A 26,692-nucleotide genomic window follows, 5' to 3' on the forward strand; every position below is an offset into this window, starting at 1 on the left:
AGCCGCCGGATTGGGTGGTTTCGAGTCACCCGGAGATTACGCCACATTCAAATTTCAACCAACTTCGCGACACGACCACGTTTTCCGCGTCCATGGGCTTTGGGACAAGCTTCGCTCGAGTCGAATGTCAGTAGTTGCGACGACTTCGACAATGCGTGTCACTAAAAGGATATGTCATCAAGAGAGTGTACCCCATCCCGCCGCCGAACCCTGCGAAGCAGCCTCGGCGGCGGTCAGATGCCAGTGCATCTTTGTTTGCGCGGCGTGGCCGCGCGTCTAAGGGGCTTCGCCCCTCTCGCGTATCAAGCAATCGTGCTCGCCATGCTCGACTAGGGCTTCTGCGCCCTTCGGGCTTGGCCTTCGGCTCGCCCTGGTCTGCGCGTGGCTCCGCGCGACAGCTTGACACACTCCACCCCAATCTCGGCGATGGCCAGACCCCGATGCGATGCATCGGGGCTTAGCCAATTTGGGGGACTAGCCCGATACCGTCAGACGAACCCAAAACGGAACAACACGCCAGAACAGGACACACCGGCACGAGAACAGAGCAGCGCGCGCGTAGCGAATGCCAAGGCATGCTAACTGCTCGAATGACCTTGCCGAGAGAGCGTTCGGGCTGCCCGCAGAGCGGGCTTGTCACCCATCGTTTGCGAACAGAACAAAAACCGAATGTTTAGACGAATGTTTAGACTCAAAAAATCGCGTGCGCGAGTATTTCACTAAGTGATTGATTTTAAATGGAGGCGAGTGGGGGAATCGAACCCCCGTACACGGATTTGCAATCCGCTGCGTCACCACTCCGCCAACTCGCCCGCCTCATGGTGTGCGTACGCATTATGCCGATACGAGCCGGAACGCAAGAGGGCCGGATCACATGCGATCACCGCGTTCAAAGCCTGCACAAGGGCGATCACACCTGCGGCGAGATCTGCGCGCACGGCGTACCGATGTCATCTGCAGACCCCGGACCAAGCGGGCCGGGACCGACTGGGCTATGCCACGTCCCGGCGCTTGACGACCTGCCGGATTACCACCGGCGACCACAGGAGCGCCCCCAGCATCATTGTGGTCAGACCCGGAGCGATGAACAGCAACGACACCAGCCCGACCCACCACCGTTCGAGCCGCGACATATGCGTCAGGAAAAAGCCGGAAAACGCCACGCCCAAGCCAGCGATCCCCAGCATCGCCCCTGCAAGGGTCAGCGCGAAGGCCGCCCATGTGAACCCGTCCGTGATGATCAGTAGCGCTGGCGAGTAGACGAAAACGAACGGAACCAATGCCTTGGCAATTCCGAGACGGAACGCGGTGTTCCCGGTTCTGAACGGGTTGGCCCCTGCGATCCCCGCCGCCGCATAGGCGGCAAGCGCCACGGGCGGGGTTATATCGGCCAGAACACCGTAGTAGAACACGAAGAAATGCGCGACGATCGGCTCGACCTCCAGCAGACCGAGCGCGGGCGCGGCGACCGCGACGAGAATGATATAGGTGGCGGTCGTCGGGATGCCCGCCCCCATGATGATGCACGCGAGCGCGATCAGGATAAGCGAAAAGAACAGCGTCCATTGACCGACCGTGTAAAGGCTCAGCGGCCAGATGCCGCCGATCGCATTGCCGATGTCGGTGGCGGTCTGGACAACCACATAGCCCAGCCGAAAGCCGACCCCGGTCAGCGTCACGACGCCCACGACGATCCCCACGGTGGCCGCCGCCGCCCCGACGGCCAGCGTGTTGCGTGCGCCATCCGAAAGCGCCAGCCACAGATCATGCAGGGTCAAACGATTGACGGGATTTAGAAATCCGACGACGACACAGGCGATGATGCCGTAGACGGCGGCGAAATCCGGGGTCTTTCCGGTCAGGATCATGGTGACCAGCACGATCAGCGGTATGATCGACAACCAGTGCTGGCGCAGCACCAGCCCGGCCTTCGGCAGCTCGTCCGCCCTGAGGCCGCGCAGGCCCAGCTTGCGCGCTTCCAGGTGGACCATGATGAAGATGCCGAAATAGTGCAGCAGCGCCGGGAACAGCGCGGCCGCGAGCACGTCGCGCAGCGGGATCTCCAGGTATTCCACCATGATGAACGCCGCCGCCCCGAGGATCGGCGGCGTGATCTGCCCGCCGGTCGAGGACGTCGCCTCGACCGCGCCCGAAAAATGTGGCGGATAGCCGACCTTCTTCATCGCCGGAATGGTCAGCGCGCCGGTCGTCACCGTGTTGGCGATGCTCGACCCTGAAATCGTGCCCATGAACGCGGACGAAAAGATGGCCACCTTGGCAGGGCCGCCAGCGTAACGCCCGGCGACCACCATCGCAAGATCGATGAACAATTGTCCCAGCCCGATCCGGGTGGCCAGCACGCCGAAAAGGATGAAAAGGAACACGTATTGCGCCATGACGCCGATGGCGATGCCGTAAATCCCCTGGTTCGTCATGTAGAGATGGTTGATCAACCCGGTCCATCCGACGCCACCATGCTTCAGCGCGCCGGGCGCCCACGGCCCGAACAGCGCGAATGCGACGAAGACAAGCGCGATCACGGGCAGCGTGATGCCCACGGATCGCCGCGTCGCCTCCAGCGTCAGCACCAGAAGCGCGGTGCCCATGAGGACATCGAAGGATGACGGGTTTCCGACCCGGACCGACACCACCTCGGGCGGCAGGAGCGGCAGGTAGAGAGAGGCTGCGACCGCCAGAACGGTCAGCAGGATATCCACGATCGGCACGCCGTCGATGCGGTGCCATGCCGGGGCCGGCAACACGGTGCTCAGCGATCTGCGCCACGAAAAGAGCAGGAACACCAGCCCCAGCACGAAGGACAGGTGAATGCCGCGATGCAAAAGCTCGCGCACCAGCCCGAACCCCGAGGCATAGAAATGATATGCCGACATCGCCACCAGCGCGATGCTTATGACCATCCCGATGGTCCGGCCCGTGGGCCGAAAGGCCAGTTCGGGATCGAACCTGCGTTCGATCTCGTGCAGGTCGTCGGGGGTCAGTTCATGGTCTGGGTCAGAGTGCGACATGGCCGGGTCCAATCACGTGGAAACTGGTCAAGATAAAACCCGGCCGCCTTCGGGCAGCCGGGTCAAGGGTCACGAACTGGTCGGGATCACTCCAGCAGTCCGGCCTCGCGGTAGAATCTTTCTGCCCCGGCATGAAGCGGAACGCCCAGGCCCTTCAGCGCCGTATCGGGCGTGATCGTCTTGCCCTTGGCGTGCCCGACATCCAGCAGCTTGCGCGAGTTGTCGTTCCACAGCGCCTTGGTGATCTGGTAGATCAGCTCTTCGTCCTCGTCGGCCGAGGTGAACCACTGCGCGCCCACTGCGACGGTCGCGGTTTCCTCGACGCCCTCATACGTCCCGGCCGGAATATTGCTTTGCGCGAAAAAGCCGTATTCCTCGGTCAGCGCATCGGCACCGTCGCCGGAAATCGGAACCAGCTTGATATCCTCGGCCGAGGCCAGTTCGACCAGCGATCCGGTCGGGTAACCCGCGACAACGAAGAATGCATCGATCCGCCCGTTGCGCAGCGCGTCGGAGGCTGCGTTGCCCTTGAGGGCCTCGGCGCTCACGTCATCGACAGAAAGACCGTTCGCCTCGAGGATCAGACCGGCATCAACATAGGTGCCCGAGCCGGGCTCATCCAGCGACACGCGCTTGCCTTCCAGATCGGCCACGCTGTCGATCTCTCCATCCGCGCGCGCGACGAGGTGGATATGCTCTTCGAACAGCGCCGCGATCGTGCGCAGATTCTCGGCGGGGGGCTGGCCTTCCATGGTGCCAGTGCCGGTATAGGCCCAGTAGGCGACGTCGGATTGCGCAAAGCCCGAGTTGCGCAGCCCCGAGACGATGGCGTTGATGTTGTCGACCGACCCGCGCGAGGACACGGCAGAGGCGATCAGCCCGTCTACCCCGCAGCTTCCCCCCTCGTCGCAGGGGCGCGAGCCGGGCGGCCTGGAGATGGCGTTGGCGATCACACCGCCCACGGGATAATAGGTGTAGGCCGTGCCACCCGTGCCGATGGTAAAGAATTTCAGATCCTGTGCGATCGTCGCACTTGCGACTCCGACGCTTAGCACGGCCCCTGTCGCGAGGGTGCGCACAAACTTCGTCATGGCGGTCATTCGGGTCTCCCTTATATCTTCTGGACTTAGGTACTATCGACGATCAGGCGCGGCGGGGCAATGGCAACATGACATGCACCCGGCACCCACATCGCGCGGTCAGAGTGGCGCGTGCAGGGCAAGGCCGTCGATCCGCGTCTCGATCATGTTCAGGATCGCGGTGTAGCTGTCGCTGTCGATGCCGCCGAACCGCGTGCTGAACTCCTCGCCCGTCATGATCTGCGGAATATCGTCATAGGGCACGATCACGTCACCCTCTGCCTTGATCCGCGCGATCAGGTCGGGCCAGCGATCAGCCGGCGTCCCCATGAACACATCCGCCAGCCGGATCCCCGAATTGTTGGCGGCGAGATCGGTGAAATCGAACCCGCCGGATTTCAGGGTATCGCGAAGTTCCTTGTATTCGCCGACAGAGACCGAAACATTGCGATTGCTTGCCGCCTGGATCGCCGCGGCGGTGGTGAAATGGCGGCGGCTGTCAATCCGGTCGTTGAGGGTCAGTCGCCCGCAATCGGTGTCCCATGCCCGCGCGGCGGCAGACCCGGCCTTGACGACATCACCGAAAAGCAAGTGAAAATCGTGCGCGCCGCAGATGCGGGTCAGCGCGAAGATCGCGGCGGTAAAGGCATCGGACGCGCCTTGGGAACTGGCGCCCTGATGCGCCGCGGTCAATGTGAAGACGAGATACGGCAGATAGCTGCCCGTGACCGGCAGATCGCCCCGGTCCATCGCTTCGCGGATTCGGACATGGTAGCTGTCGACGAGGGCGTCGGGCGGCATCTGGCCGCCGCGCAGCGCCCCGAACAAGCCGCCGATGATTCCGTTCTCTCCGACCCGGTCTATTTCAAGGTCAACCGTCACCGTATCGCCCGCAACATGCATCCGCGACGCCGCGCGTACCGCCCTGTCGCCCAACCCGTCGCCCAGGATCAGATTCGCCCCGACACGTCCCATCTCGAGCGCGAGCGTCGGCGGGATCGCAACCGGGCCAAGCGTCACACGCCCCAGCGTGAGCCCCGTCTCGAACTCCGGCACGGTTACCGCCAGGTTCAGCCACTGCGTCGCACCGGGCAGGTCCACGGGCAACGCGGCACGAATTTCGACGCGGCCGGGTTCGACCGCGACCTCGCCGCGAAAACCAGGGATAAGCCGCACGCCGAGACGCACGAGGCTTGAAAGCTCTGCCTCGGTGGTGACAAGCGGTAGCGCGTCCCCTTGCCCTGGACTTGCGGCAGCCTTGACATCGCTGACGAACGCGCGCGCGGTCATCACGTCCTCGGGGGTGGGTGCGCCGCGCGGCTGCAGGGCGGGCGCATCCTCGATCACGACAAGCGCCAGGATCAGGATTGACCCTGTCAGCAGCGCCAGAATCACGAACAGCGACTTGAGGAATTTCGACAGCATTGTCTTTCCGACCCCGGAAACACGGCGCATTATACGCCTAGAACATAACGAATTTCATGCCTCACCCTCCTTGTCCAACGCGAATCGATTGGACCCCGCCGAAAGCCGGGAACAGGTCGTATCAGGTCAGCAACCGGGCAAACGTCGAGGTATTCCGCACAATGGACGCCGGCATGACGTGGCGGCACGACCCCTCGCAATTTCTGCGATGCAGCATAACTAATGGTGACAGGAGAACCTAATGGAAGTGAAGTCTCATGTCTTGTGCCGATGTTCTGCCCCGCCCCACCCTTCTTGCCGGTAAGCTGCCGGACTGGCGCCGTGTTCTGGCCAAGCATTACGCGGCCCTGAGCCGCAAGTCGCGTCAGCGCCGCTTCATGGCGAGCCTTCCCGATCATGCGATACGCATGATCGCCGACCGCGCCAGCCCAGACATCGTGCTGGGGATCGAGGATGAAGGCCGCGTCGTCGGTGTTCTGGAAATTTTCCGTGGCACGGACGGGCATGCCGAGATCGGCATCTCGGTCGAGGATGCCTACCAGGGACACGGCTATGGCAGGGCGTTGTTTCTTGACGGGCTTGCGGCGGCAGAGCGCCTTGGCGTCCGGACCGCCGATCTTTACTTTTCGTGTGAAAACAGTGGCATCCGCAAGCTTGTGGCGGCCGCGGACGGCGAGGTTGTCCGCACCGGGGCCGAGTGCGAGGCCCATATCGATATCTCGCACTGCGCATCGTGCCCGCATCTCGCGTCCGAGGTGCCGGACACTGCGATGTCGCCGCGCCCGGTGCCCGTCTCACGACGGTTGGACGATGTCCGGTCCTGACGGGCGTTTGGCTCGGACACACCCCACCGGACGAGACGCATCTTGCCGTATCGCCCCGGTCGCCTCACATGCGATCAGGACGCGAACCCGACCTGCGACACCCCCGACCCGCGCGCGGCCGAGTGCCCGCCGGCAAACCGAAATCAAACTTACGGAGATCCTTTGATGAAAATTCTCATGGTACTGACATCGCACGACCAGCTTGGAGATACGGGCAACAGGACCGGGTTCTGGCTGGAGGAATTCGCGGCGCCCTATTACGTTTTCCGCGACGCCGGCGCCGACATCACGCTGGCCTCGCCCAAGGGGGGACAGCCGCCGGTCGATCCCACCAGCGACGCCGAGGATGCCCAGACGGATGCAACGCGGCGCTTCAGGTCCGATGACGCGGCCCAGCAGACGCTTGCGCAGACCGTGCCGCTGTCCAGCGTGTCGGCCACAAAGTTTGACGCGGTCTTTTATCCGGGCGGGCACGGCCCGCTCTGGGATCTGGCCGAGGACGCCGACAGCACAGCCCTGATCGAAGCATTCGCCGCACAGGATCGCCCGATCGGCGCGGTCTGCCATGCCCCCGCGGTCTTTCGCCATCCCAAGGGCACGGATGGCAAACCCCTGGTTGCCGGCAGGAACGTCACAGGCTTCACCAATACCGAGGAGGAGGCCGTTGGCCTGACAGGGGTCGTGCCGTTCCTCGTCGAGGACATGCTGACCTCCAACGGGGCGGCGTACCAGAAAGGCGACGACTGGGCGTCTTTCGTTGTGACTGACGGCACACTTGTGACCGGTCAGAACCCCGCCTCGTCGGAAGAGGCCGCAAAACGCCTGCTCGCGCTGTTGTGACCCCGGCGCATTGACGGCACGCCACCGGTGTTCAGGCTGTACCGTAGGGTACGCATGCCTTGGGTGCCTGATAACCCGTCTTGGGCGCGATATGCGCCCGGGATGGGTTCCCGCCTCCGCCTGATCCGGGGCAGATCTGGACCGGCACATGTCGGCGGGCAGATGAGGGCGAGATACGTTGCGCGACCTGCCACGTGGCAGCCCAGCCTACCTACACCGTTACCCTGTCCCGCCCGTATGCGCCACGCGAGATGTCGCGGCCGGTCAGACCTCGCGCGGGGGCACCACGCCCTGATCGGCCAGACGCTTGAAAAATCCAAGCACTTCGTCCTCGTTGGTGCGCTCTATCGCACCGTCGCGCACTTCCTCGATGGTCCAGACCCAGCTGTCGGCGGGGTCGTCGCGCATCGCCCAGCCGGGAAAAAGCCGCGTCTCTATCCGCCTGTCGACAAGCTTCGTGACCTCGACATGCCGGTCGTCGTCAAGGATGCGCCGATACACGGCCTCGACCTTTTGATCCGGCCCTTCCAGAAGCTGCAGGTAAAGATCGTGCCGCGCGATCAGCGCGCCGGTGATGTTGTCGCGCACGTTTGCGCGGCGCGAGTCGAGCAGAAGGTTCGACAGCGTGGCCTGATCGAAACCGAACGGACGGGAGGCATAGACAAGCTGGACGAGCGGCATGAAAACTCCTTTCGCGTGGGACCCCAAGGCGTTGGTCCATGATGAATGGCATATCGACGGTGCATGAGCGCGTCCAGCCTTCGTTCGGATCCCGACGGGTGCGGGGGCCCCGGGGCGCAAACCACCATGCGACCGCGTTGCCGGGTGCCGTCACGCGGCGTAGACGCCGCCGTTGACGTCGAGGGTCGCGCCGGACATGTAGCTTGCCGCGTCCGAGCACAGGAAAACGATGGGCCGGGCAATCTCGGCCGGGGCGGCCAGACGCCCCAGAGGAATAGCACCGGCGTCTATCCCGGACCCCGCAACCATCGCCGTCTCTGTCGCGCCGGGGGCGACGGCGTTCACGTTCACCCCGTGCGGTGCGGCCCGCGCCGCCATCCATTTCGTCATCGAGATGACACCGCCCTTCGCGGCCACGTAATGCGGGCTGGCTTGCAGCCCGCCCATGCGTCCGGCCACGGACGCGACGAGGACAGCCTTGCCGTGCCCCTGCGCCATCATCCGGTCGAGGGCGGGACGAAGGATGTTGATCACCCCCCGAAGATTGATATCGACCACGTCGACGAACGCGGCGTCCCAGTCCGGATCGTGCCAGTCGTCCCACGGGCAGTACCCGGCATTGGCGACCACCGCATCAAGACATGGCAGGTCCGTCACGAACCGTTCCGCGCGATGGCGGTCGCGGATATCGAAGGTATCGGTGACGGTCTCGGCCCCGTCCGCGCGCAATTCGGCGGCCAGCGACGTGCAATCGGCGCGATCACACAGCACGAGCCGCGCGCCAAGCCCGGCAAGGATGCGCGCGGTTTCCGCGCCGATCCCGCCCGCCGCGCCGGTGACAAGAACGGTTTTGCCGTCAAGGTTCAGCATGACCGCACCCCGTTTCCATGGCTGGGCCGTCGCAGGGCACTGTCGCGCACCATCTCTTGCAGGGCCGCCTCGATCTCGGCCTCGCCGGCCAGCGCGGCACGCTCCAGCACCCGCGAGACAGTAGGCGGGGCCCATCCGCCGGTGACACGTTTGACGGGCTGGTCGAGGTGGTCGAAGAAACGGCGCTGGATCTCGTCCACGAGGAAGGCCCCGAAACTTGCGCCGCGCGTGGTCTGCTCGATCACCGCGACGCGCCCGGTCTTGCGCACCGACTGCCCGATCAGGTCGTAATCCACGTCGCGCTGCGACAGGCTGCGCAGGTCGATGACATCCGCCGAAAGGCCCATTCGCGTCGCCAGATCGGCGCAAGGGTCCGCCATCCCGAGCGAGGCCAGCAAGGTGAGATCGCGTCCCTCGGACACGCGCCGGGCGCGGCCGATCGGGATATGGTAATCGAGATCGGCGGGCACCGGGCATTTGCGGCCATGTAGCGCCTGTGGCTCTATCACCAGCACCGGGTCGTTGCAGCGCAGCGCCGCATTCATCAGGCCCACATAGTCGAACGCGTTGGACGGCGCCAGAATATGCCAGCCCGGAAACAGCGAGAACACGCTGGTCGGGTCCATCGAGTGCTGCGAGCCGTAGCCTTCGAGCCCCGGAAGGCGGCAGCGCAGGACAAGCGGCACCTGCGCCGTGCCGTTGAACAGGTGACGGATCTTGCCGGCCTGGTTGAAAAGCTGATCGGCGGCGACCAGAAAAAAGTCGCTGTACATCAGTTCGACGATGGGGCGCATCCCGGACATGGCCGCGCCGACGGCAAGACCGCAAAATCCGTTCTCGGTGATCGGGGTGTTGATGATCTGCGTCCCGAAAAAACGCGACAGTCCGCGCGTTGCGCCCACCGTGCCCCCGCCCATGTTGGCCACGTCCTCGCCGAACAGCACGACATTGGGGTCTTGCGCCATCGCCGCGCCCATGGTTGCCGGGATCGCCTCGATGAAGGACATCTCGCGCATGTCACCGGGGGCGAAATCCTCGGGCTCTGCGGCGCGTTGCCCCGCAAACTCGGACATGTCGGAAACGAGGTGATCGTCGACGGTTGCAGGCACGGGCCAGAGGGCCTCGGGGATGTGCATCCCCGACCCCTTGCCCTCGGTGCAACTTTGGGCGGCGTGGTCCATGGCCTCGGACACGGCGGCGTCGATGGCGTCAAGCTCTTGCTGGCTGACAGTGCCATGCGCGGTCAGCCGCTCGCAGAGATATTCCCACGGCGACCGTGCGCGCCAGGCATCCTCTTCCTCCTTGCTGCGATAGCCGAAGGCGCTGCCGGGAATGGGCGAGGACTGATGATAATAGCGATAGACATCGGCCTGCACGAAGGCGGGGCCGCCCTTGGTCCGGATGTGATCCTCGGCCCAGCGGGTGGCCAGCCAGACCGCCAGCGGGTCCATGCCGTCGACATGCAGGCTTTCGATGCCATGCGCGAGGGGGCGCGTGTTGAGGTTGGTCTCATAGGTGGATTGTTCGACACTGGTCGACACCGCGTAGCCGTTGTTTTCACAAAAGAACAGCATCGGCAGCCGGTAGAGCGCGGCGAGGTGCATGGCCTCGTGCGTGGTGCCCTGATGGATCGCGCCATCACCGAAGAACGACACCGTCAGCCGGTCCCCGCCACGGGCCTTTTCGGCAAAGGCATGGCCGCAGGCGATCGGCAGGCCGCCGGCGACGATGGCATTGGTGCCCATCACGCCAAGAGCCTCGCGGCGCAGGTGCATCGAGCCGCCGCGCCCACCGGTCCAGCCGTCCTGCAGCCCAAGGATCTCGTGCATCATCATGCGTATCTCGGCACGCATCTCGTCGCGCAGCCGAGAGCCGGCCGACGGATCGAAATTGTCCGTGTAAAGCGCGTTCACCGCCTTGGCGACGACCTGGTGATGCGCACGGTGCGAGCCGTTCATCATCGTATTCAGCGGCAGCGCCGCGAGACAGCCCGCCGCGCCTGCCTCCTGCCCCAGGCTGGAATGGGCCGGTCCGTGAACCAGCCCGCGCTTGTCGAGGAACAGGATCTTCTCCTCGAACCGGCGCGCGGTGATCACCAGCGTCGCCAGTCGCTTGGCATCCTTGGTCGACAGGTCGGCCCAGTCGGCGTCCTCGACCGTCAGGCGGCGCATGTGCGTCGTTGTGTCGATCGGCGCGTATTTCATCCTGTCGTGGTCCTGATGGCCGCGATCGTCACGCCCGCATCTCCGCGAGAAGCTGTTTCGCCATGCGTTCGTTGATTTCGCCGCGCGCCTTCATGGCGTCGGCCACGGTCACGATCTCGTCGCCCTCGGCGCCGGCCGTTATCGCGATGTTCTGCGCGTGCAGCGCCATGTGGCCTTTCTGGATACCGTCGGTCGCCAGCGCCCGCACGGCCCCGAAATTCTGCGCCAAGCCGACGGATGCGACCATGCGCGACAACGTCTCGGCCGTATCGGCCCCCATGATCCGGAGCGCCAGTTGCGCGACGGGATGGATGCGCGTGGCCCCGCCCACGATCCCGAGCGACAGCGGAATTTCAATTGACCCCGCGAGATCACCATTTGCGGTCTTTTCCCACCGCGTGAGGGGGCCGTACTGGCCGCTTTGCGCAGCATAGGCATGCGCGCCCGCCTCGATGGCGCGGGTGTCGTTTCCGGTGGCGAGCACCACGGCCGAGACGCCGTTCATGATCCCCTTGTTGTGCGTCGCGGCGCGGTACGGGTCGATCTCCGCGAAATCGGCCGCCTCCAGCATCGTGTCGACGACGGCTGCGCCGCCGATCTCGTTGGCGGGCCAGATCGCCTCGGCGCGTGTCAGGCGCCGGTCGGCAAGGTTTGACAGGATTCGCAGCAACGCCCGGCCGCCCGTCCAGTCGGCCAGTACCGGGGCGATCCGCTCGGCCATGGTATTGACCGCATTGGCCCCCATGGCATCGCGGGTATCGACGATCAGATGGACCACGACCATGGTACCGCGCCGCCCTTGCAGCAGCCGCACCTCGACATCGCGCAACCCGCCGCCAAGTTCGACGAGCATCGGATCGACCTTGTCGCAGATCTCGCGGATGTCCTCCATCCGGCGCAGGATTTCAAGCCGCGCCCGGTTCGGATCCGCGACGTCGAGTATCTGCACCTGTGCGATGGTCAGCGACCCCGCGTAGGACGTGCGAAAGCCGCCGGTGGAACGGCAGCGCTTGGCCGAATTGCACACCGCGGCGATGACCGAGCTTTCCTCGGTCGCCATGGGGACAAGGACATCCCTGTCATCCACGATCATGTTCGTGGCCACACCAAGGGGGACAGGCATGGTGCCGATGGCATTCTCGACCATCCGCTCCACCAGTTCGCCGGGCAAGGTGCCGATTTCTTGCACGTCGCCCGAACCGCCGGTGTCGTCGGCCAGCCAATCGTTCAGGACGGCAAGCCTCTCTTGCCGGCTCAGGGTTGCAAATCCGGACAGTCTCGACGTGCGCTCGGTCATCTCTTCTCGCTTTCCTTTTCACTGGCAGCGGGTCACGCCCGCATGACATACCCGCCATCGACCGGAATGGCCGTTCCGGTCATGAACCGCGACGCCGGGGTCGCAAGAAACAGGATCGCGCCGGCGATCTCGTCGGGGGTGGCCCATCGGCCCACCGGCGTCCGTTCGCAAACCCGGCGGTCAAGGTCGGGAATATCCTTTCGGGCCTGGCGCGTGAGCGGCGTGTCCACCCAGCCCGGAAGGATGCAGTTCGCGCGAATGCCGTCCTCGGCCCAGGCCACGGCAAGGCTGCGTGTCAACTGCACGACCCCGCCCTTGGCCGCGGCGTAGGGCGCCGTGGCCTCGTTCGCGAGGACCGACATCATCGACCCCAGTGTCACGATCCGTCCGTCCCCCGATCCGCGCAGTGCCGGGTAGGCGGCGCGGGCGGTCACGAACGTCCCTTTGAGGCTTGTGTCCAGCACCGCATCCCAGTCGTCCAGGGTCAGATCCTGAGGGGCGCCGCGCCGGTTGATCCCCGCCGCACAGACGAGCACGTCGACGCCCCCCATATGCGCCTCGGCGGTGTCGACAAGCGTTTTCGCAGCCGCCTCGTCCGCAGTGTCGCCCGGCACGAACCAGGCCTGTCCCAGCCCTTCTAGCGCGCCAAGCGCGGTCTGCCCCCGCTCGGCCGAGCGCCCGTTGAGCACGACGCGCGCGCCGGCCTCGAGAAACGCGCGCGCCGCGGCAAGGCCGATGCCGCTTGTCCCGCCGGTAACCACCACGCGCTTGCCCGCCAGGTCGAACAGTTGGCTCATGCCGTCATCCTCACTTCGCCAGCACCTCCGGCAACCACAGGACCAGCGACGGGAACAGGATGCACAACCCCAATCCGAACAACTGGATCAGGACGAACGGAATGATGCCTGCATAGATGTCGCGAATGCCCACTTCCGGCGGCGCGATGCCCCGCAGGTAGAACAGCGCATACCCGAAGGGCGGCGTCAGGAACGACGTCTGCAGGTTGACCGCGACCAGAACCGCGAACCATGTCAGCGTGACCCCCGAGGTGCCCAGCCCGAAATCCTGCCCGGCGATGATCGGCGCGAACAGCGGCAACACAACGAAGCTGATCTCGATCCATTCCAGAAAGAAGCCGAGGACAAAGATCAGCGCCATGATCAGGAACAGCGTCTGGTACGGACCCGACGCGATGGCCATGACCGCATCCTCGATCATGGTATCGCCGCCCACCCGTTTGAAGATCCCGCTGAACACCGTCGCGCCGATGGCCACGGTCAGGATCATCGCGGTGGTCAATGCCGTCTCCTGAACGCAATCCACGAGGTTTTTCCACGTCAACTGGCTCATGACGGCGGCAAGGGCCGTCGCACCGAGTGCGCCGATCGCGGCGGCCTCTGTCGGGGTGGCCACCCCGGCCACGATGGACCCAAGCACGCTGAGGATGAGGATGACCGGCGCGACAAGGTGCTTGACCAGAACGCCGATCGCCTCGACCGTCGACACCTTTTCCTGAACGGGGCTCGGTGGCGCAACCGATGGATTCAGATGGGCGACGACGAGGATGTAGACCGCGTAAAGCCCGCCAAGGATCAGACCGGGGATCACCGCCCCCATGAACAGATCGCCGATCGAAATCTGGAGAATGTCGCCAACGAGCACCAGCATGATCGACGGTGGAATGAGAATGCCAAGGGTGCCCGCGGAACAGATCGTCCCGGCGGCAAGCCGCATGGAATATTTCTGCTTGAGCATGACCGGCAGCGCCATCAGCCCCAGCATCACCACGGATGCCCCGATGATCCCGGTGCTTGCGGCCATCACCACGCCCACGATCGTCACCGACAGCGCCAGTCCGCCCGGACGTTGGGCGAACAGCCGTTCCAGCGACAAAAGCAGGTTCTTGGCGATGTTGGATTTCTCCAGCATCAGCCCCATGAACACGAAAAGCGGCACCGCCAGCAACAACCAGTTCGTGAGATTGCCGGTGAAGATCCGCGACGAGATCGTGTTGAGAAAGACCAGCGGCACATCGCCGATGAAAGTAAAAAGGATGCCCACCCCGGCCAGGACCAGCGCGACCGGATAGCCGGACATGATCCCGAGGATCAGCGCCAGGACCATCGAAAGCGGCAGGATGTATTCAACCATGTGAGCGGCCTCCGCCGGTGAACAGTATGCTCAGGTGAACCAGGACGCGCCCGACCCCTGTCAGCGCGAGCACGGCGAAACCGATCGGAAGGATCGCTTTCACGAGATACCTGTCGTCGAGACCGCCGTAATCCGAGCGCTCTCCGGTCGCGAACGAGTAGGAGACGTAATCAAGGCTAAGCCAGCCGATGATCGCGCAGAACGGCAGCAGAAACAGCAGGTCACCGACAAGGTTGACCAAAGCCATCCCACGCGGCGAGAATTTTTCGGAGATCATGTCGACCTGAACATGCGCGTTGCGGGCCAGCGCGTAGGACATGCCCAGCATCACGATGATCGCCTGAAGATGCCATTGCAGTTCGGCAAGCGCCGTCAGCGTGAGATCAGAGCCGAAGAGCGGCAGATCGGTCTCCCAGCTGGCGATCTGGCCCACGCCCAAAAGCGATCCAACAACCGCAAGCAGGACCAGTGCCATCATCGGCAGGAGCAGCCAGGCCGCGACACGGCCGGGCCATGCGCTTGCCTCGACAAGCGCATGGCCGACCCGCTCCAGAATGGAACGTTCGGTCATTTATCCGTCACTCCGCCGCATCCGGGATTTCCTGAAGCGATGTCCATATCTCGGCCTTGGCGAGATAGTTCTGGATCGACTCATAGGCTTCGGCGAAGATTTCATCCTCGGCGGCCTGCTCTTCGAGAACCTCCACAGAGGCTTCGCGCAGGGCCTGAAGCACCTCGTCGGGGAAGCGCTTGGTTTCGACACCCTGCGCGCGGAATTCCTCGATGATTGCACCCTGCGGCTCTGGCGCCGCTGCCAGCGACCAGTTCACCGTCGCCTCGCAGGCCACCATGATCTGGTCACGGGTTTGCTGGTCAAAGCCTTCCCAGACATCCATGTTGATGATCAGCGAGTTCCAGCTTGCGGGCTGATGCCAGCCGGGGAAGTAGTAGTACTTGGCGATCTCGGCAAAGCCGAGCGCCTTGTCGACGACCGGAAGCGAGAATTCCGTCGCATCGATGCGCCCACGTTCCAACGCGACATAAAGTTCACCACCGGGAATGAGCTGCGTGGATGCGCCCAGCTTGTTCAGGACCTGCCCGCCCATGCCGGAAATCCGCATGTTCAGTCCCTGAAGATCCTCGACGCTGTTGATTTCCTTGTTGAACCAGCCACCCGGCTCGGGGGCCGTGACGTGGCAGGGCAGCATCTTGACGTTGACCTCGTCATAGGCCTTCTGGACGATCTCCATGCCGCCCCCTTCCCACATCCAGCCGACAAAGAGGTCGGGTCCGGGACCGAAGGGCATCGAGCCCGCCAGCGACGCGACCGGGATCGTGCCGCCCCAGTACCCGACATAATCCCAGCCCGCCGGGATCGCGCCGGTGCTGACCTGGTTGAGCACTTCGAGCGCCGGAACCAGATCGCCGGCACCGTGCACCTCCAGCTTGACGTCGCCGCCGGTGGCCGTCTCGATGTTCTTGGCCAGAACCTCGGCCCCCTCCCCCAGAAACGCCAGGTTCTTTGGAAACGTGCTTGCCACATCCAGCGTCTGCGCATGCGCCGGACCTGTGGCGACCACGGCAGCCGCGGCCATCAGTGTTGCCTTGAGTTTCATTTTGCTCCTCCCTTCGTGCGGCCCGGACATGCCGGGCGGGTTGCGATCGCCGGTGCAGGGGTTGACTTGACTTCTGTCGATCCGAACTGCAATCTGCGATCTCAGATCAACGATAACGAACGAAATCCGATATGCAAGACGTTTCCGTATCTCATCCAACGTTGACTGGCGGCAATCTCCGACGGGACAGCCTGCAACAGCAAGTCTATGAAAACCTGCGCGACGCGATCAAGTGCGGGGCCTTCAGACCGGGCGAGGTGCTGTCCAGCCGTGGCCTCGCAGAGCAATTGGGCGTCAGCGCGATGCCCGTCCGCGAGGCGCTGACCCGCCTGACCACCGAAGGCGTCCTGGAAAACACGTCAAGCCGAACGCTCCGCCTTCGGGTGCTGCGCCCGGAAGATTTTGACGAGATCACGGCAATACGTCTCGAACTGGAAGGCATGGCCGCCGCGCGCGCCTGCGCCGAGATGCGCGCCGTGGATCTTGGCGGCATCCGTGCCCTCAACGACGACCTCACCGCCGCCGCCGCCAGCGGTGACGTCGATTGGTACCTCAAGGCCAATGCCGCCTTTCACGCGGCGATCTACAGGGTGTCGGGCTGGCCGCTTCTGGTCGGGATGATCGAGCGTCTCTGGCTGATGGTCGGCCCGTCGATCCGCATCAGCGTGCCGGATCGCGCGCACATGTCCACCTCTCAGAGGTTCCACGATCAGATCATGGCGGCCCTCGAGGCCGGCGACGACGCGGCGGTGCGCACAGCCATCATCGATGACATCACGACCGCCGCGAAGGACATTCGCGCCTTTCTCGGCCGTGACCGGACCCAATCAACAGTAAAAGAGGTATGACGACCATGACAGCACCCTCCGCCCTCACACCATCGCCGGGACTGCGCGTCCTGATCACGGCAGGGGCCGCCGGCATCGGCAAGGCGATCGCCGACGATTTTGCCGCCGCGGGCGCCAGGGTGCATATCTCGGACGTGAATGCCGACGCCGTGGCCGCGGCCTGCACGGACCGGATCACCGGGACGGTCGCCGACGCGGCGGACGAGGACGCCACCCGCCAGCTTGTCGCCGATGCGCGCGCGCAGCTTGGCGGTCTGGATGTCGTCGTGGCGAATGCCGGGATCGAGGGGCCGACCGCCACGATCGGCGACATCGCCGCCGAGGACTGGGATCGGGCGCTCGACATCAATCTGCGCGGGGCCTATCTCGCGGCCCGCTTCGCGGCGGACGACCTGATCGCCAGCAAGGGCAGCTTCATCGCCATCGCCTCGGTCGCGGGGCGACTGCCGTTTGCCTACCGGACCCCCTATGCCGCGTCGAAATGGGGCGTCATCGGTCTTGCGAAAAGTCTTGCTTCCGAACTCGGGCCGCAGGGTGTGCGGGCCAATGCCATCCTGCCCGGCATCGTCGAAGGCCCGCGGATCGATCGAGTCATCACGGCACGCGCCGAACGTCTTGGCCTTTCCTACGACGAGATGCGCGAACGCAATCTTCAAAAGGTGGCGCTGCGCCGGATGGTCAGCCCGCATGACATTGCCGCGATGTGCCTGTTCCTGAATACGCCGGGCGGCGCGAACATAACCGGACAGGCGCTGAGCGTCTGCGCCGGGGTGGAGACACTGTGATGACTGACCAGATGAAGACGGCGATCATCGGCAGCGGTCTTATCGGGTGCGGCTGGGCCGTGGCCTTTGCACGCGGCGGCTGCAATGTGACGTTGTTCGATCAGAACGCCGACGCGGCCCGGCAGGCGAAAGGGATGCTGGCGCGGCTGGCGCGTGAACTGGAAACGGCCGGGATGCTCGACGGGCAAACGGCCGACAGCATCACCGGCCGCGTCCATCTCGCGGCCGATCTGGACGAGGCGCTCGACGGGGCTGTTCACGTGCAGGAGAACGTGCCCGAAAAGCTGGAGATCAAGAAGGCGGTCTTTTCCGACCTCGACGCGCGCGCGCCGCGTGACGCCATTCTCGCCAGTTCGACCTCGGCGCTTTTGCCGTCCGCGTTTACCGAGCACCTTGCGGGGCGGGACCGGTGCCTTGTTGCCCATCCGATCAATCCGCCCAGCCTGATCCCCGCCGTGGAGATCGTGCCGGCCCCATGGACAAGCCCCGACGCGGTGGACCGATGCGCCGGGATCATGGAGCGGATCGGCCAGAAGCCCATCCGCATGCGGCGCGAGATCGACGGCTTCATCATGAACCGGCTGCAAGGCGCTCTGCTGCAAGAGGCGTTCCGCCTTGTCGCGGATGGGATCGCCACGCCCGAGGACGTGGATACCGGCCTTCGCGACGGGCTGGCGCCCCGCTGGGCGCTTCTGGGCCCGTTCGAGACGATCGACCTGAACGCGCCCGGAGGTGTGCGGGATTATGTCGCCCGCTATGGCCAGATGTACGCGAAAATCGCCGAAACGCAGCGTGACCCCGCGGACTGGACCGGCGAAACGCTGGATGCGGTCGAGGCGTCGAGACGCGACCGCCTGCCGCTCGACCGGATCCCCCACGCGCAGGCAGAGCGCGACAGCCGGCTTGTGGAGATGATGAAGCATCTGCGCGCCAATACCCCGAAATCTGACTGACAGGAGGTCGATCATGCCCAAACCCACCCGCAAGGTCATCATAAGCTGCGCCGTCACCGGTGCGATTCACACCCCCTCGATGTCGCCGCACCTGCCGGTGACACCCGAACAGATCACCACCGACAGCCTCGCCGCCGCCGAGGCCGGCGCAACGATCCTGCACCTGCATGCGCGCGACCCCGAAACCGGGCGGCCCACGCAGGACCCCGACGCGTTCCGCGCGTTCCTGCCGCAGCTCAAGCAGGCGACCGGGGCGGTTCTGAACCTGACGACCGGCGGCAGCCCCCACATGAGTGTCGAGGAACGCATGCGCCCGGCCGCGGAACTCAAGCCCGAGGTCGCCTCGCTCAACATGGGGTCGATGAATTTCGGGCTTTTCCCGATGCTGGACCGCTTCAAGGAGTTCAAGCACGACTGGGAGCGCCAGCACCTGGAAAACAGTCGGGATCTGGTGTTCAAGAACACCTTCAAGGACATCGAGCATATCTTGCGGACCGGCACCGACAACGGCACCCGGTTCGAATTCGAGTGCTACGATACCAGCCATCTCTACAACCTTGCGCATTTCGTGGATCGCGGTCTAGTCGAGGCGCCGTTCCTTGTGCAGACGGTGTTCGGCCTGCTGGGCGGGATCGGCGCCCATCCCGAGGATGTGGCCCACATGAAGCGGACCGCCGACCGTCTTTTTGGGGATGCCTATGTATGGTCCGTGCTGGGCGCCGGACGCAACCAGATGCCGGTCGCCGCGCAGGCGGCGGCGCAGGGCGGCAACGTGCGGGTCGGGCTGGAGGATTCGATCTGGATCTCGCCCGGCAAGCTCGCCGAAAGCAACGCCGATCAGGTCCGCAAGGCGCGCGAGCTTCTGGCGGGTCTCAGCCTCGAGGTCGCGACGCCGGACGAGGCGCGCGAGATGCTGGACCTGAAGGGCGGCAACAATGTCGCATTCTGAAACCGGTCCCGTGGTGGTCACGGGGGGCAGCCGCGGCATCGGCGCCGCGACTGTCCTCGCGCTCGCGCAGGCGGGGCGACCCGTCGTGTTTTCCTATGCGTCCAGTTCGGAGGCGGCGCAGGCGCTGACGGATCGTGTGCACGCGGCGGGCGGCACGGCCCTCGGCGTGCAAGGAGACGTGGCCGACGACGCGGCGGCAACCACCCTTTTCGAGGTGTGTCGCGAACGCTTCGGTGTGCCGACCGGCGTCTTTGCCAATGCCGGCATCACCGGGCCGTCGACGCGGCTGGAAGACCTCGCACCTGCCGACCTGCGCCGCGTACTCGACGTCAACGTGACCGGTACGGTCCTGACGGTGCAGGCCGCGACGCGGGTCATGTCGACAAGGCATGGCGGGGCCGGCGGCGCGATGGTCCTGATGTCAAGCCGCGCCGCGGCGCTTGGCGGGGGCAATGAATGGATCCAGTACGCGGCCTCGAAAGGGGCCGTCAATTCGATGACGGTCGGTCTCGCGAAGGAGCTTGGCGGCGACGGCATTCGCGTGAACGCAGTTGCGCCCGGCCTGATCGACACCGAGATACACGCGGCTGCGGGGCTGGCCGACCGCCTTGCAACCAAGGCGGCCGATGTGCCGCTCGGCCGCATCGGACGCGCCGACGAGGTCGCCGCGGCCGTCGCATGGCTGCTGTCGGACGCGGCCTCGTACGTCAGCGGCACGATCCTCGATATCTCTGCGGGCCGATGATGCGGGCAAGGCCCCGTGTGGCCGGTCACCGCAAGACAGGTGTCAATCTCGCAGGATGACGCCCTGCAACGTCAACCGCCCCGGACTAACGACCTTGGGCGGGGATCACGCGCGGGCGCCCCCGCCGTCAGACGAAAATCTGTTCAGAATGCCGCTCGAGGTAGATACGCAGCCACGGCGTGAAGCGTTCGGGATGGGACCGGGTTTTCGCGACCAGATCCGGCATCGGTGTCCAGTCGACCTCCATGACCTCCTCGGGGTTCGGATGAACGGCAACACGGCGGGGAACGCGGGCGATGAAGATGTCCACCAGTTCATGCTCGACCAGCCCGTCCCCCACATCGGCGCGATATTCCACCTGATTGCGATGCGCGAGGGTCAGCCCCTCGATCCCCAACTCTTCGCGCAAGCGGCGGTGCGCGCAGATCTCGGGCGGTTCATTCCAATGCGGATGCGTGCAGCACGTGTTCGCCCAGAGACCGGGGGTGTGATACTTGCCCAGGGCGCGGCGTTGCAAAAGGACAGCGTCATCATGCATCACGAAGACCGACACCGCCTTGTGACGCAATCCGCGCCTGTGCACCTCGACCTTTTCGACCGGGGTCAGGACACCGTTGTCCCAGGCCGGAATCGTTCCTGTGCCCGTCATACACGCGCCGCCGAGATCAGCCCCGTCAGATGGGCGATGTTTTTCAGCCCAATTTTCAGATGTGCCATCGGACGCGCGCGGACAAGGCGTTTGTTCATGTAGGCCTCGAAGGTCAGGCGCTGCACATCGATATCATGGCACAGCGACACGAAGCGCTCGCGCCGCTCGTCGGACCTGTAATAGGCGTTCTGCATCGAGCTAAGCACGCGGAACACCGTCTTGTGCTCGGACATGAACAGCTTGCGCGCCAGACGCAGATCCTTGATCCGGCCCGAGGCCAGACAGGCCGCGGCCGCCGTCGCCGCCACGCGGCCTCCGACCATGGCATAATAGATCCCCTCGCCCGAGCTCGGCGCGACGACACCGGCGGCGTCGCCGGCCAGCACCACGTCATGGCCGTTATCCCATCGGTCCAGCGGCTTGAGCGGAATGGGCGCGCCCTCGCGGCGGATGGTCGGGCAATCGGTCAGCCCACTGGCGGCGCGCAGATCGGCGGTCGCCTTTTTCAGATCGACATCACGCACCATCGACCCCATCCCGACGCTGGCCGATTTGCCGTGCGGAAACACCCAGCCGTAGAAATCGGGCGAAATGCGCCCGTCATAGATCACGTCGCAGCGGGCGGGATCATACGCGCCGACCTTGCCCGGCGCCTCGATGATCTCGTGATAGGCGATGACGTACGGGATCGTGTCACCGCCCGGCACCTCGGCACGGGCGACGTTCGAGCGCGCGCCGTCCGCCCCGATCACGAGTTTCGTGGTCAGTCGGTGATCGGTGCCGCTGTCTCGATCGCGGTAGACCACATGCGTGCCCGCGTCGTCACGCTCTATCCGCTGGAAGGTGCCGGTGATCCGTGTGGCCCCCGCATCGCCCGCGCGCTTGCGCAGGAACGCGTCGAAATGTTCGCGGTCCACCATGCCGACAAAGCCGTTCTCGATTGGGATATCGACCTTGCGCCCCGTCGGCGAGATCATCCGCGCGGTCGAGATCTTGGCCACGATCTGATCGTCGGGAATGTCGAAATCCGCGATCAGGCGCGGCGGGATCGCCCCACCACAGGGCTTGATCCGCCCCGAGCGATCCAGCAGCGCGACAGTGTGGCCGGATCGCGCGAGATCCTCGGCGGCCGTGGCCCCCGACGGGCCCCCGCCCACGACAACAGCATCATACATGGCTCAATCTCCCGGAACGGTGGCCGCCACCCGGCGACCGGTGTGTTCGATGACCCGCAGCGCCATCAGCGCCGCGAGGATGAAAAGCGTCGCCTCGGCAAGGAAAACCGCGCCGAAGGCCTGTGCATCGCTGGCAAGCAATAGCCGCATGACATCGACGGCCGCGGCCCCGATCAGACCGCCGAATCCCGCCGCGATGGCCTGTGCCGCGCCCCAGACGCCCATGCGCGTGCCCTCGCGCGCGCCACGTCCCTGCCCCGCCAGCGCCATCATCGAGCCGATGGCGGCCACGGCAAACATGCCGTTGAAAAACCCCAGGCTGACCACCGCCGGCATCAAGGCAACCGCAAGACCCGCACCACCCAGCAGAGTGATCAGCGCGAGGCTGCCCGCAGATCCCAGACATCCCGCGACGACCCACGCGCGCAAGCTGCCAAGGCCAAGGCCCGTGCCCATGATGCCCACGGTCAGCATGCCGAAGAACACCCCGCCATTCTGCGCCCCGCTAAGGGTTGTGGTCTGACCCGGTGTGAAACCGAAGACCAGGCCCGCATAGGGTTCGAGGATCAGCTCCTGCATGAAATAGGCTGTCATCGACAGAAACACGAAGACCGAGAAATTGCGCGCGGCAGGCTCGGCCCAGATCTCGCGCATCCCGTCGAGGAAACTGGTCGTGTCGGGCGGGCGACGGCTGGCCTGAACGCGCGCCTCGATCCCCCAGACGGCGAGGATCGTGGCAAGGATCGCCGCCCCGGTGACGACGCCAACGATCCTCAGCAGCAGCATCGGCGTATAGGGGTCCAGGAATGCGCCAACCAACCCGGCGGTGACGGCAATGCCGAAGATCATCATCAGCCAGGTGATGGTGGCGGCGGCGGCGCGGCGGCGCGGCTCGGTCGCGGTCGCCAGAAGCGCAAGCAGCGACGTGCCCGAGGCCCCGACGCCCAATCCGATCAGCGCATAGGCAAGGACGGACAGCGCCAGACCGGCGGCAAAGCTGGTCTCGAACAGGATCACGCCGACGGTCGCGCCAAGCGCACCGAGCGCGAGCACGACCATGCCGCCGATGATCCAGCGCGTGCGGTGTCCGCCCGCATCCGACAGGAACCCCCAGTTGGGCCGCGTGATCTGGATGCCGTAATGCAACGCCACCAGCAGGCCCGGCAGAACCGCCGGCAGCGCAAGCTCAACCACCATCAGGCGGTTGAGCGTCGAGGTGGTCAGCACCACGATCGCCCCGAGCGCCATCTGCACCACGCCCAGCCGTGCGATAGAGAGCCAGCCCAGCGTCATCAGAAGCCTCCGACAGTGCGGACCGCAAAGGCGGAAACCATCATCCCGCTGATATACAGCGTGACGCCGGTCGCATTGTACCACGGCGCGCGCCCCTTGGGGTCCGACAGCAGCACGCGCATCGCCCAGATCTGCGCACCGATCAGCGCGGCGATGGCCAAGGCATGCCATGGGCGGTCCCACGACACCAGCAGCGCCACAACCGCCACCTGCGGCAGCGCCATGACCCAGCACGCGACACGCGCCGCGCGTTCGGGGCCAAGCGTGACGGGCAGCGAATTGACGCCGGTCTGCCGATCGCCTTCCAGCGCCTTGAAATCGTTGAGGGTCATGATCCCGTGTGCGCCTATGGCGTAAAGCAGCGCCAGCGTGATGACGGGCCAAGACGGCGCGCCGTCCGCCAGGACGGCAGTCCCCGTGAACCACGGCAACCCTTCATAGCACAATCCCACCAGCGCCGGGCCCCAGATGCCGGATTTCTTCAGGCGGACGGGTTCGGCGGAATACGCCCATGCGGCCAGCACGCCGAAAACCGTCGCGCCGAATCCCCAAGGCCCAAGCGTGGCCCCCAGAACCAGCGCCAGCGCGCTCATCATCAGTGCGATCCATAGGCCCCAGCGGCCCGGAATGGCACCCGACGGGATCGGACGATCTGGCTCGTTGATGGCATCGACATGGCGGTCGCACCAGTCATTGGCCGCCTGGCTCATGCCGCAGACCACGGGGCCGGCCAGAACCATCCCGATGAGCACCAGCCACGGCGCCTCGGACAAGGGAACGCCCGAGGCAACCACGCCACACAGGTAGGCCCAGATCGGCGGAAACCATGTTATCGGCTTGATGAGGGTCAGCATCGCGCGCGGACGCGGCACCCCCCTGACGGCATGAATTTTGAACGTGACACTCATGGTGTCAATTAAACTATACAATCCGATTCAAGGAAAGCGATTTGTTGTCGCGGCCGACCGGCGATCACGCGCTCTCGCCACCTGATTTCAGCAACCCATGTTTGCGAAGTTTGACATACAGGCTCTGGCGCGACAGCCCCAGCATCTCGGCAGCCGCCACGCGGTTATTGCCGGTCAGTTGCACCGCGGTCTCGATGCACATCTTCTCGATGACATCGGACGTCGCCGAAACGAGTTCCTTGAGCGACGCGGTGCCGACCAGATCCATCACGTGCTTCATCGCGTCGTCGCTGACCATGACACCGGGCTCGCTGGGAGAGTTGATCTCGGTCCGGGTGACATCGCGGATCACGAACCCGACGCCAAGGTCACCGCCGCGCTGCCGCAGCTGAGCGATCGAGATATCCACCATCGCACGATTGCCGACAATGCTTTTGAGCTGTGCGGAATAGCTGCGCATGCTTCCCGATTTAACGGTGTTCTCGAGCATGAGCTTGAGATCCACCCCACCCCGCGCAAGAAAATCGGCAAGCGAGCGGTCCTTCACGTCGCGAAGCTGGGCGGTGTCGGTCATCACGAGAAAGGCCTCGTTGGCCTCGCGAATGTTGCCATTCGCGTCCGTCAGCACGATGGCATCCGTGCTGGCACAGTAGAGCGATGCAAGCGTCTGCGCGAATTCGGGGTTCCCGGCATCGTCGTCGTCCACGATCTGCATGCGACACAGCAGGGCGAGATTACCGGACGCGCGGAAGAATTCGGGGAAAAGCTTTACCACACGGCCGTTGCGGCGGGACACGGCCTCGAGGATCCGGCGTTCGTCCGAACTGGCCGCCGACGAGATCACGTCCATGAATTCGGACTGACGACGCCCGTCGAATGCCTGCGCGAACGCACTGCCCAAAAGCAGATCCGCGGTGCCGCCGAGAAGGTTGGCCGCGGCGGAGTTGATCTCGGCGATACGTCCGGTCTCGGGATCAAGAAGCACCATCGGCGTTTCCGACGCTTCGAGGACGATCCGGAAATGCGTCTCGGCGCTGCGCGCCTTTTGAAGGTCCCGCTCACGCGCCGATTGCTCGCGCACGAGGCGTTGCTGAATTTCGGCGAAGGGCTGCATGTCGCGCCCGATGAGAAGGACAGCATCGCTGTCTCGCGCGCGGTGCAATGTGTAGCGAACCGGAAATTCCCACTTGGCGTTGTCAACGTGGTTCAATTCCATGGGTCGTACGGTCGGTTCCGACCCGGCGCGCAGCATCGCGGCGCGCTCTGCAAACTTGCCTTGGCATTCATCCGTCAGGAAATCGGAAAACACCCGGCCGACCCAGTGATCGAGACGCCCCAGTGACGGGCAGTCCGGACTGACCGATATCCCGATGACAACGCCCTCGGCATCGACCGCGACGGCCATGTCCGAGGCTTGTTCGATAAGGTGCTCAACGTGCTCCGGTTCCGGCAGGACACCCGCGATGAAGCGCTCGGATGCCCGCAAATATTTTGTCACGTCTACACCTCAAATCACAATCATGGCTCTCGTCAGAACGTCAGTTCAGAAGAGAGCGGTTCGGCGACCGATGAAAGACTGCATCGTTCGATCGCCTCCCGCACGGATTTGACAGCATAAGTCACCCCCGTCTGATCTGCAACCGTTGCAACCTCGTCCACGACATGGCCGCCAATGATAAGAGGTGGGCATTCACTCACCCCCGCCCGCAGATCTGACACCATTTCGGTCATCTTATCCAGCGCTTTCCCAGTGGAGAGGGTGAAACCCACCATCGCGAAGCGCCCGCCTGCCACCAATCTGATCAGTTCCGCCGAGTCCATGCCGATCGCCAGATGCACCCAGATGCCATGGCGGCGAAACTGGTCGGCCGCAACGAAGGCGCCAAGCGAATGATCCTCGAACTGCGGGATCACCATCAGGATGGATTGACCAAGCGGGATGCTGCGATCCATCCAGAACCCCCTGTCGCCGTCGCCCTTCTCTCGCATGATCCCCTGCAGGCGCGCGGCGCCTTGCGTGACCTCGACGAAGCTTGCCTCGTCATAAAGCCACATCTCGCCCAGTTGCCTTGCGGCGGCCGGAACGATCGAATGATACAGCTCTTCGGGCTCGAACCCGTTGAGGACCATGTCCGAGATCACGGACTGATATCCGGTCTCCGAGTCGGCAATGAGGGCATCGCACAAAAGCTGGACCCATTCGGACCGCGCGGTGGGCTTTATGTGGGTCTTGTTGGACGCAACGCTTCTCAAGGCGGATTCCACAAGGAACCGGATCCCGTCATCCTCGTGATACGATCCATTTCCTGCACGCGCCTCCTGTGTGTCTTCCTTCATCATCCCCTCCCCTCAGTGAAATCTTTGCGACGTTGTC

At 64.6% G+C, this 26,692-nt stretch carries 24 protein-coding genes and 1 tRNA gene; 7 read left to right on the top strand and 18 right to left on the bottom strand.

Annotated features, from left to right (window positions below):
- Window positions 1-738: 738 nt before the first annotated feature.
- The 4 genes from ACROSR_RS12725 to ACROSR_RS12740 all read right to left on the bottom strand — a co-directional run bounded on the left by ACROSR_RS12725 (window position 739) and on the right by ACROSR_RS12740 (window position 5,530).
- Window positions 739-812, bottom strand: a tRNA-Cys gene (locus tag ACROSR_RS12725).
- Window positions 813-992: 180 nt separating this feature from the next.
- Window positions 993-3,026 (bottom strand): TRAP transporter permease, encoded by a 2,034-nt coding sequence (locus ACROSR_RS12730; protein ID WP_432685617.1) that lies wholly within the window; start codon window positions 3,024-3,026, stop codon window positions 993-995.
- An 86-nt stretch (window positions 3,027-3,112) separates the two neighbouring features.
- On the bottom strand, window positions 3,113-4,117 hold the full coding sequence (locus ACROSR_RS12735; RefSeq protein WP_432685729.1) for a TAXI family TRAP transporter solute-binding subunit: 1,005 nt from the start codon (window positions 4,115-4,117) through the stop codon (window positions 3,113-3,115).
- A gap of 108 nt (window positions 4,118-4,225) precedes the next feature.
- Window positions 4,226-5,530 carry a hypothetical protein gene (locus ACROSR_RS12740; protein WP_432685619.1) on the bottom strand — a complete coding sequence of 435 codons (1,305 nt, stop codon included), beginning with the start codon at window positions 5,528-5,530 and terminating at the stop codon, window positions 4,226-4,228.
- 257 nt (window positions 5,531-5,787) lie between these two features.
- On the opposite strand from ACROSR_RS12740, the gene ACROSR_RS12745 reads away from it, so the two are divergent.
- The gene (locus ACROSR_RS12745) at window positions 5,788-6,354 is read left to right on the top strand and encodes a GNAT family N-acetyltransferase (protein WP_432685621.1); all 567 of its coding nucleotides are present in this window, start codon (window positions 5,788-5,790) and stop codon (window positions 6,352-6,354) included.
- A gap of 165 nt (window positions 6,355-6,519) precedes the next feature.
- Window positions 6,520-7,194: a type 1 glutamine amidotransferase domain-containing protein gene (locus ACROSR_RS12750; protein ID WP_432685623.1), complete on the top strand. Its 675-nt coding sequence runs from the start codon at window positions 6,520-6,522 to the stop codon at window positions 7,192-7,194.
- Window positions 7,195-7,458: 264 nt separating this feature from the next.
- Here ACROSR_RS12750 and ACROSR_RS12755 read toward each other — a convergent pair whose 3' ends face one another.
- The 8 genes from ACROSR_RS12755 to ACROSR_RS12790 form a co-directional block, all read right to left on the bottom strand.
- Window positions 7,459-7,875: a BLUF domain-containing protein gene (locus ACROSR_RS12755; RefSeq protein WP_432685625.1), complete on the bottom strand. Its 417-nt coding sequence runs from the start codon at window positions 7,873-7,875 to the stop codon at window positions 7,459-7,461.
- Between the two features lie 150 nt (window positions 7,876-8,025).
- Window positions 8,026-8,745, bottom strand: coding sequence for an SDR family NAD(P)-dependent oxidoreductase (locus tag ACROSR_RS12760; protein WP_432685627.1), 720 nt, complete (start codon window positions 8,743-8,745; stop codon window positions 8,026-8,028).
- On the bottom strand, window positions 8,739-10,949 hold the full coding sequence (locus ACROSR_RS12765) for an alpha-ketoacid dehydrogenase subunit alpha/beta (protein WP_432685629.1): 2,211 nt from the start codon (window positions 10,947-10,949) through the stop codon (window positions 8,739-8,741). Before ACROSR_RS12765 ends, ACROSR_RS12760 begins: the two co-directional genes overlap by 7 nt.
- A gap of 28 nt (window positions 10,950-10,977) precedes the next feature.
- Window positions 10,978-12,246: a hydroxymethylglutaryl-CoA reductase, degradative gene (locus ACROSR_RS12770; protein WP_432685631.1), complete on the bottom strand. Its 1,269-nt coding sequence runs from the start codon at window positions 12,244-12,246 to the stop codon at window positions 10,978-10,980.
- A 32-nt stretch (window positions 12,247-12,278) separates the two neighbouring features.
- Window positions 12,279-13,043, bottom strand: a complete 765-nt coding sequence (locus tag ACROSR_RS12775; RefSeq protein ID WP_432685633.1) for an SDR family NAD(P)-dependent oxidoreductase — start codon at window positions 13,041-13,043, stop codon at window positions 12,279-12,281.
- A gap of 10 nt (window positions 13,044-13,053) precedes the next feature.
- Complete coding sequence (locus ACROSR_RS12780) at window positions 13,054-14,397, bottom strand: TRAP transporter large permease (RefSeq protein WP_432685635.1); 1,344 nt, start codon at window positions 14,395-14,397, stop codon at window positions 13,054-13,056.
- The gene (locus ACROSR_RS12785) at window positions 14,390-14,968 is read right to left on the bottom strand and encodes a TRAP transporter small permease subunit (protein ID WP_432685636.1); all 579 of its coding nucleotides are present in this window, start codon (window positions 14,966-14,968) and stop codon (window positions 14,390-14,392) included. Before ACROSR_RS12785 ends, ACROSR_RS12780 begins: the two co-directional genes overlap by 8 nt.
- A 7-nt stretch (window positions 14,969-14,975) precedes the next feature.
- Window positions 14,976-16,013, bottom strand: coding sequence for a TRAP transporter substrate-binding protein (locus ACROSR_RS12790; protein ID WP_432685638.1), 1,038 nt, complete (start codon window positions 16,011-16,013; stop codon window positions 14,976-14,978).
- A 161-nt stretch (window positions 16,014-16,174) separates the two neighbouring features.
- On the opposite strand from ACROSR_RS12790, the gene ACROSR_RS12795 reads away from it, so the two are divergent.
- The 5 genes from ACROSR_RS12795 to ACROSR_RS12815 are packed head-to-tail and all read left to right on the top strand — an operon-like array spanning window position 16,175 to window position 20,293.
- Window positions 16,175-16,861, top strand: coding sequence for a GntR family transcriptional regulator (locus ACROSR_RS12795; RefSeq protein ID WP_432685640.1), 687 nt, complete (start codon window positions 16,175-16,177; stop codon window positions 16,859-16,861).
- Window positions 16,862-16,866: 5 nt separating this feature from the next.
- Window positions 16,867-17,646, top strand: a complete 780-nt coding sequence (locus ACROSR_RS12800) for an SDR family oxidoreductase (protein ID WP_432685642.1) — start codon at window positions 16,867-16,869, stop codon at window positions 17,644-17,646.
- Entirely contained in the window at window positions 17,646-18,599 is a 954-nt protein-coding gene (locus ACROSR_RS12805) for a 3-hydroxyacyl-CoA dehydrogenase (RefSeq protein ID WP_432685644.1), read from the top strand. The genes ACROSR_RS12800 and ACROSR_RS12805 overlap by 1 nt, the downstream gene beginning before the upstream one ends.
- 13 nt (window positions 18,600-18,612) lie before the next feature.
- A complete protein-coding gene (gene kce / locus ACROSR_RS12810; RefSeq protein ID WP_432685646.1) occupies window positions 18,613-19,548 on the top strand; it encodes a 3,5-dioxohexanoate:acetyl-CoA acetone transferase in 936 nt (311 codons plus the stop codon).
- Window positions 19,535-20,293 carry an SDR family oxidoreductase gene (locus ACROSR_RS12815; protein WP_432685648.1) on the top strand — a complete coding sequence of 253 codons (759 nt, stop codon included), beginning with the start codon at window positions 19,535-19,537 and terminating at the stop codon, window positions 20,291-20,293. Before kce ends, ACROSR_RS12815 begins: the two co-directional genes overlap by 14 nt.
- 127 nt (window positions 20,294-20,420) lie before the next feature.
- On the opposite strand, the gene idi is transcribed toward ACROSR_RS12815, so the two are convergent.
- The 6 genes from idi to ACROSR_RS12845 form a co-directional block, all read right to left on the bottom strand.
- Window positions 20,421-20,942, bottom strand: coding sequence for an isopentenyl-diphosphate Delta-isomerase (gene idi, locus ACROSR_RS12820; protein WP_432685650.1), 522 nt, complete (start codon window positions 20,940-20,942; stop codon window positions 20,421-20,423).
- Complete coding sequence (locus ACROSR_RS12825) at window positions 20,939-22,117, bottom strand: geranylgeranyl diphosphate reductase (protein WP_432685652.1); 1,179 nt, start codon at window positions 22,115-22,117, stop codon at window positions 20,939-20,941. The genes idi and ACROSR_RS12825 overlap by 4 nt, the downstream gene beginning before the upstream one ends.
- Window positions 22,118-22,120: 3 nt before the next feature.
- A complete protein-coding gene (locus ACROSR_RS12830; RefSeq protein WP_432685654.1) occupies window positions 22,121-23,410 on the bottom strand; it encodes a BCD family MFS transporter in 1,290 nt (429 codons plus the stop codon).
- Complete coding sequence (gene chlG / locus ACROSR_RS12835; protein WP_432685655.1) at window positions 23,410-24,318, bottom strand: chlorophyll synthase ChlG; 909 nt, start codon at window positions 24,316-24,318, stop codon at window positions 23,410-23,412. Before chlG ends, ACROSR_RS12830 begins: the two co-directional genes overlap by 1 nt.
- Window positions 24,319-24,382: 64 nt before the next feature.
- Window positions 24,383-25,816, bottom strand: a complete 1,434-nt coding sequence (gene ppsR / locus ACROSR_RS12840) for a transcriptional regulator PpsR (RefSeq protein ID WP_432685657.1) — start codon at window positions 25,814-25,816, stop codon at window positions 24,383-24,385.
- 32 nt (window positions 25,817-25,848) lie between these two features.
- Window positions 25,849-26,655: a cobalamin B12-binding domain-containing protein gene (locus tag ACROSR_RS12845; protein WP_432685659.1), complete on the bottom strand. Its 807-nt coding sequence runs from the start codon at window positions 26,653-26,655 to the stop codon at window positions 25,849-25,851.
- Between the last annotated feature and the right edge of the window lie 37 nt (window positions 26,656-26,692).

Source organism: Roseovarius tibetensis (assembly GCF_050896375.1).
GTDB lineage: Bacteria > Pseudomonadota > Alphaproteobacteria > Rhodobacterales > Rhodobacteraceae > Roseovarius > Roseovarius tibetensis.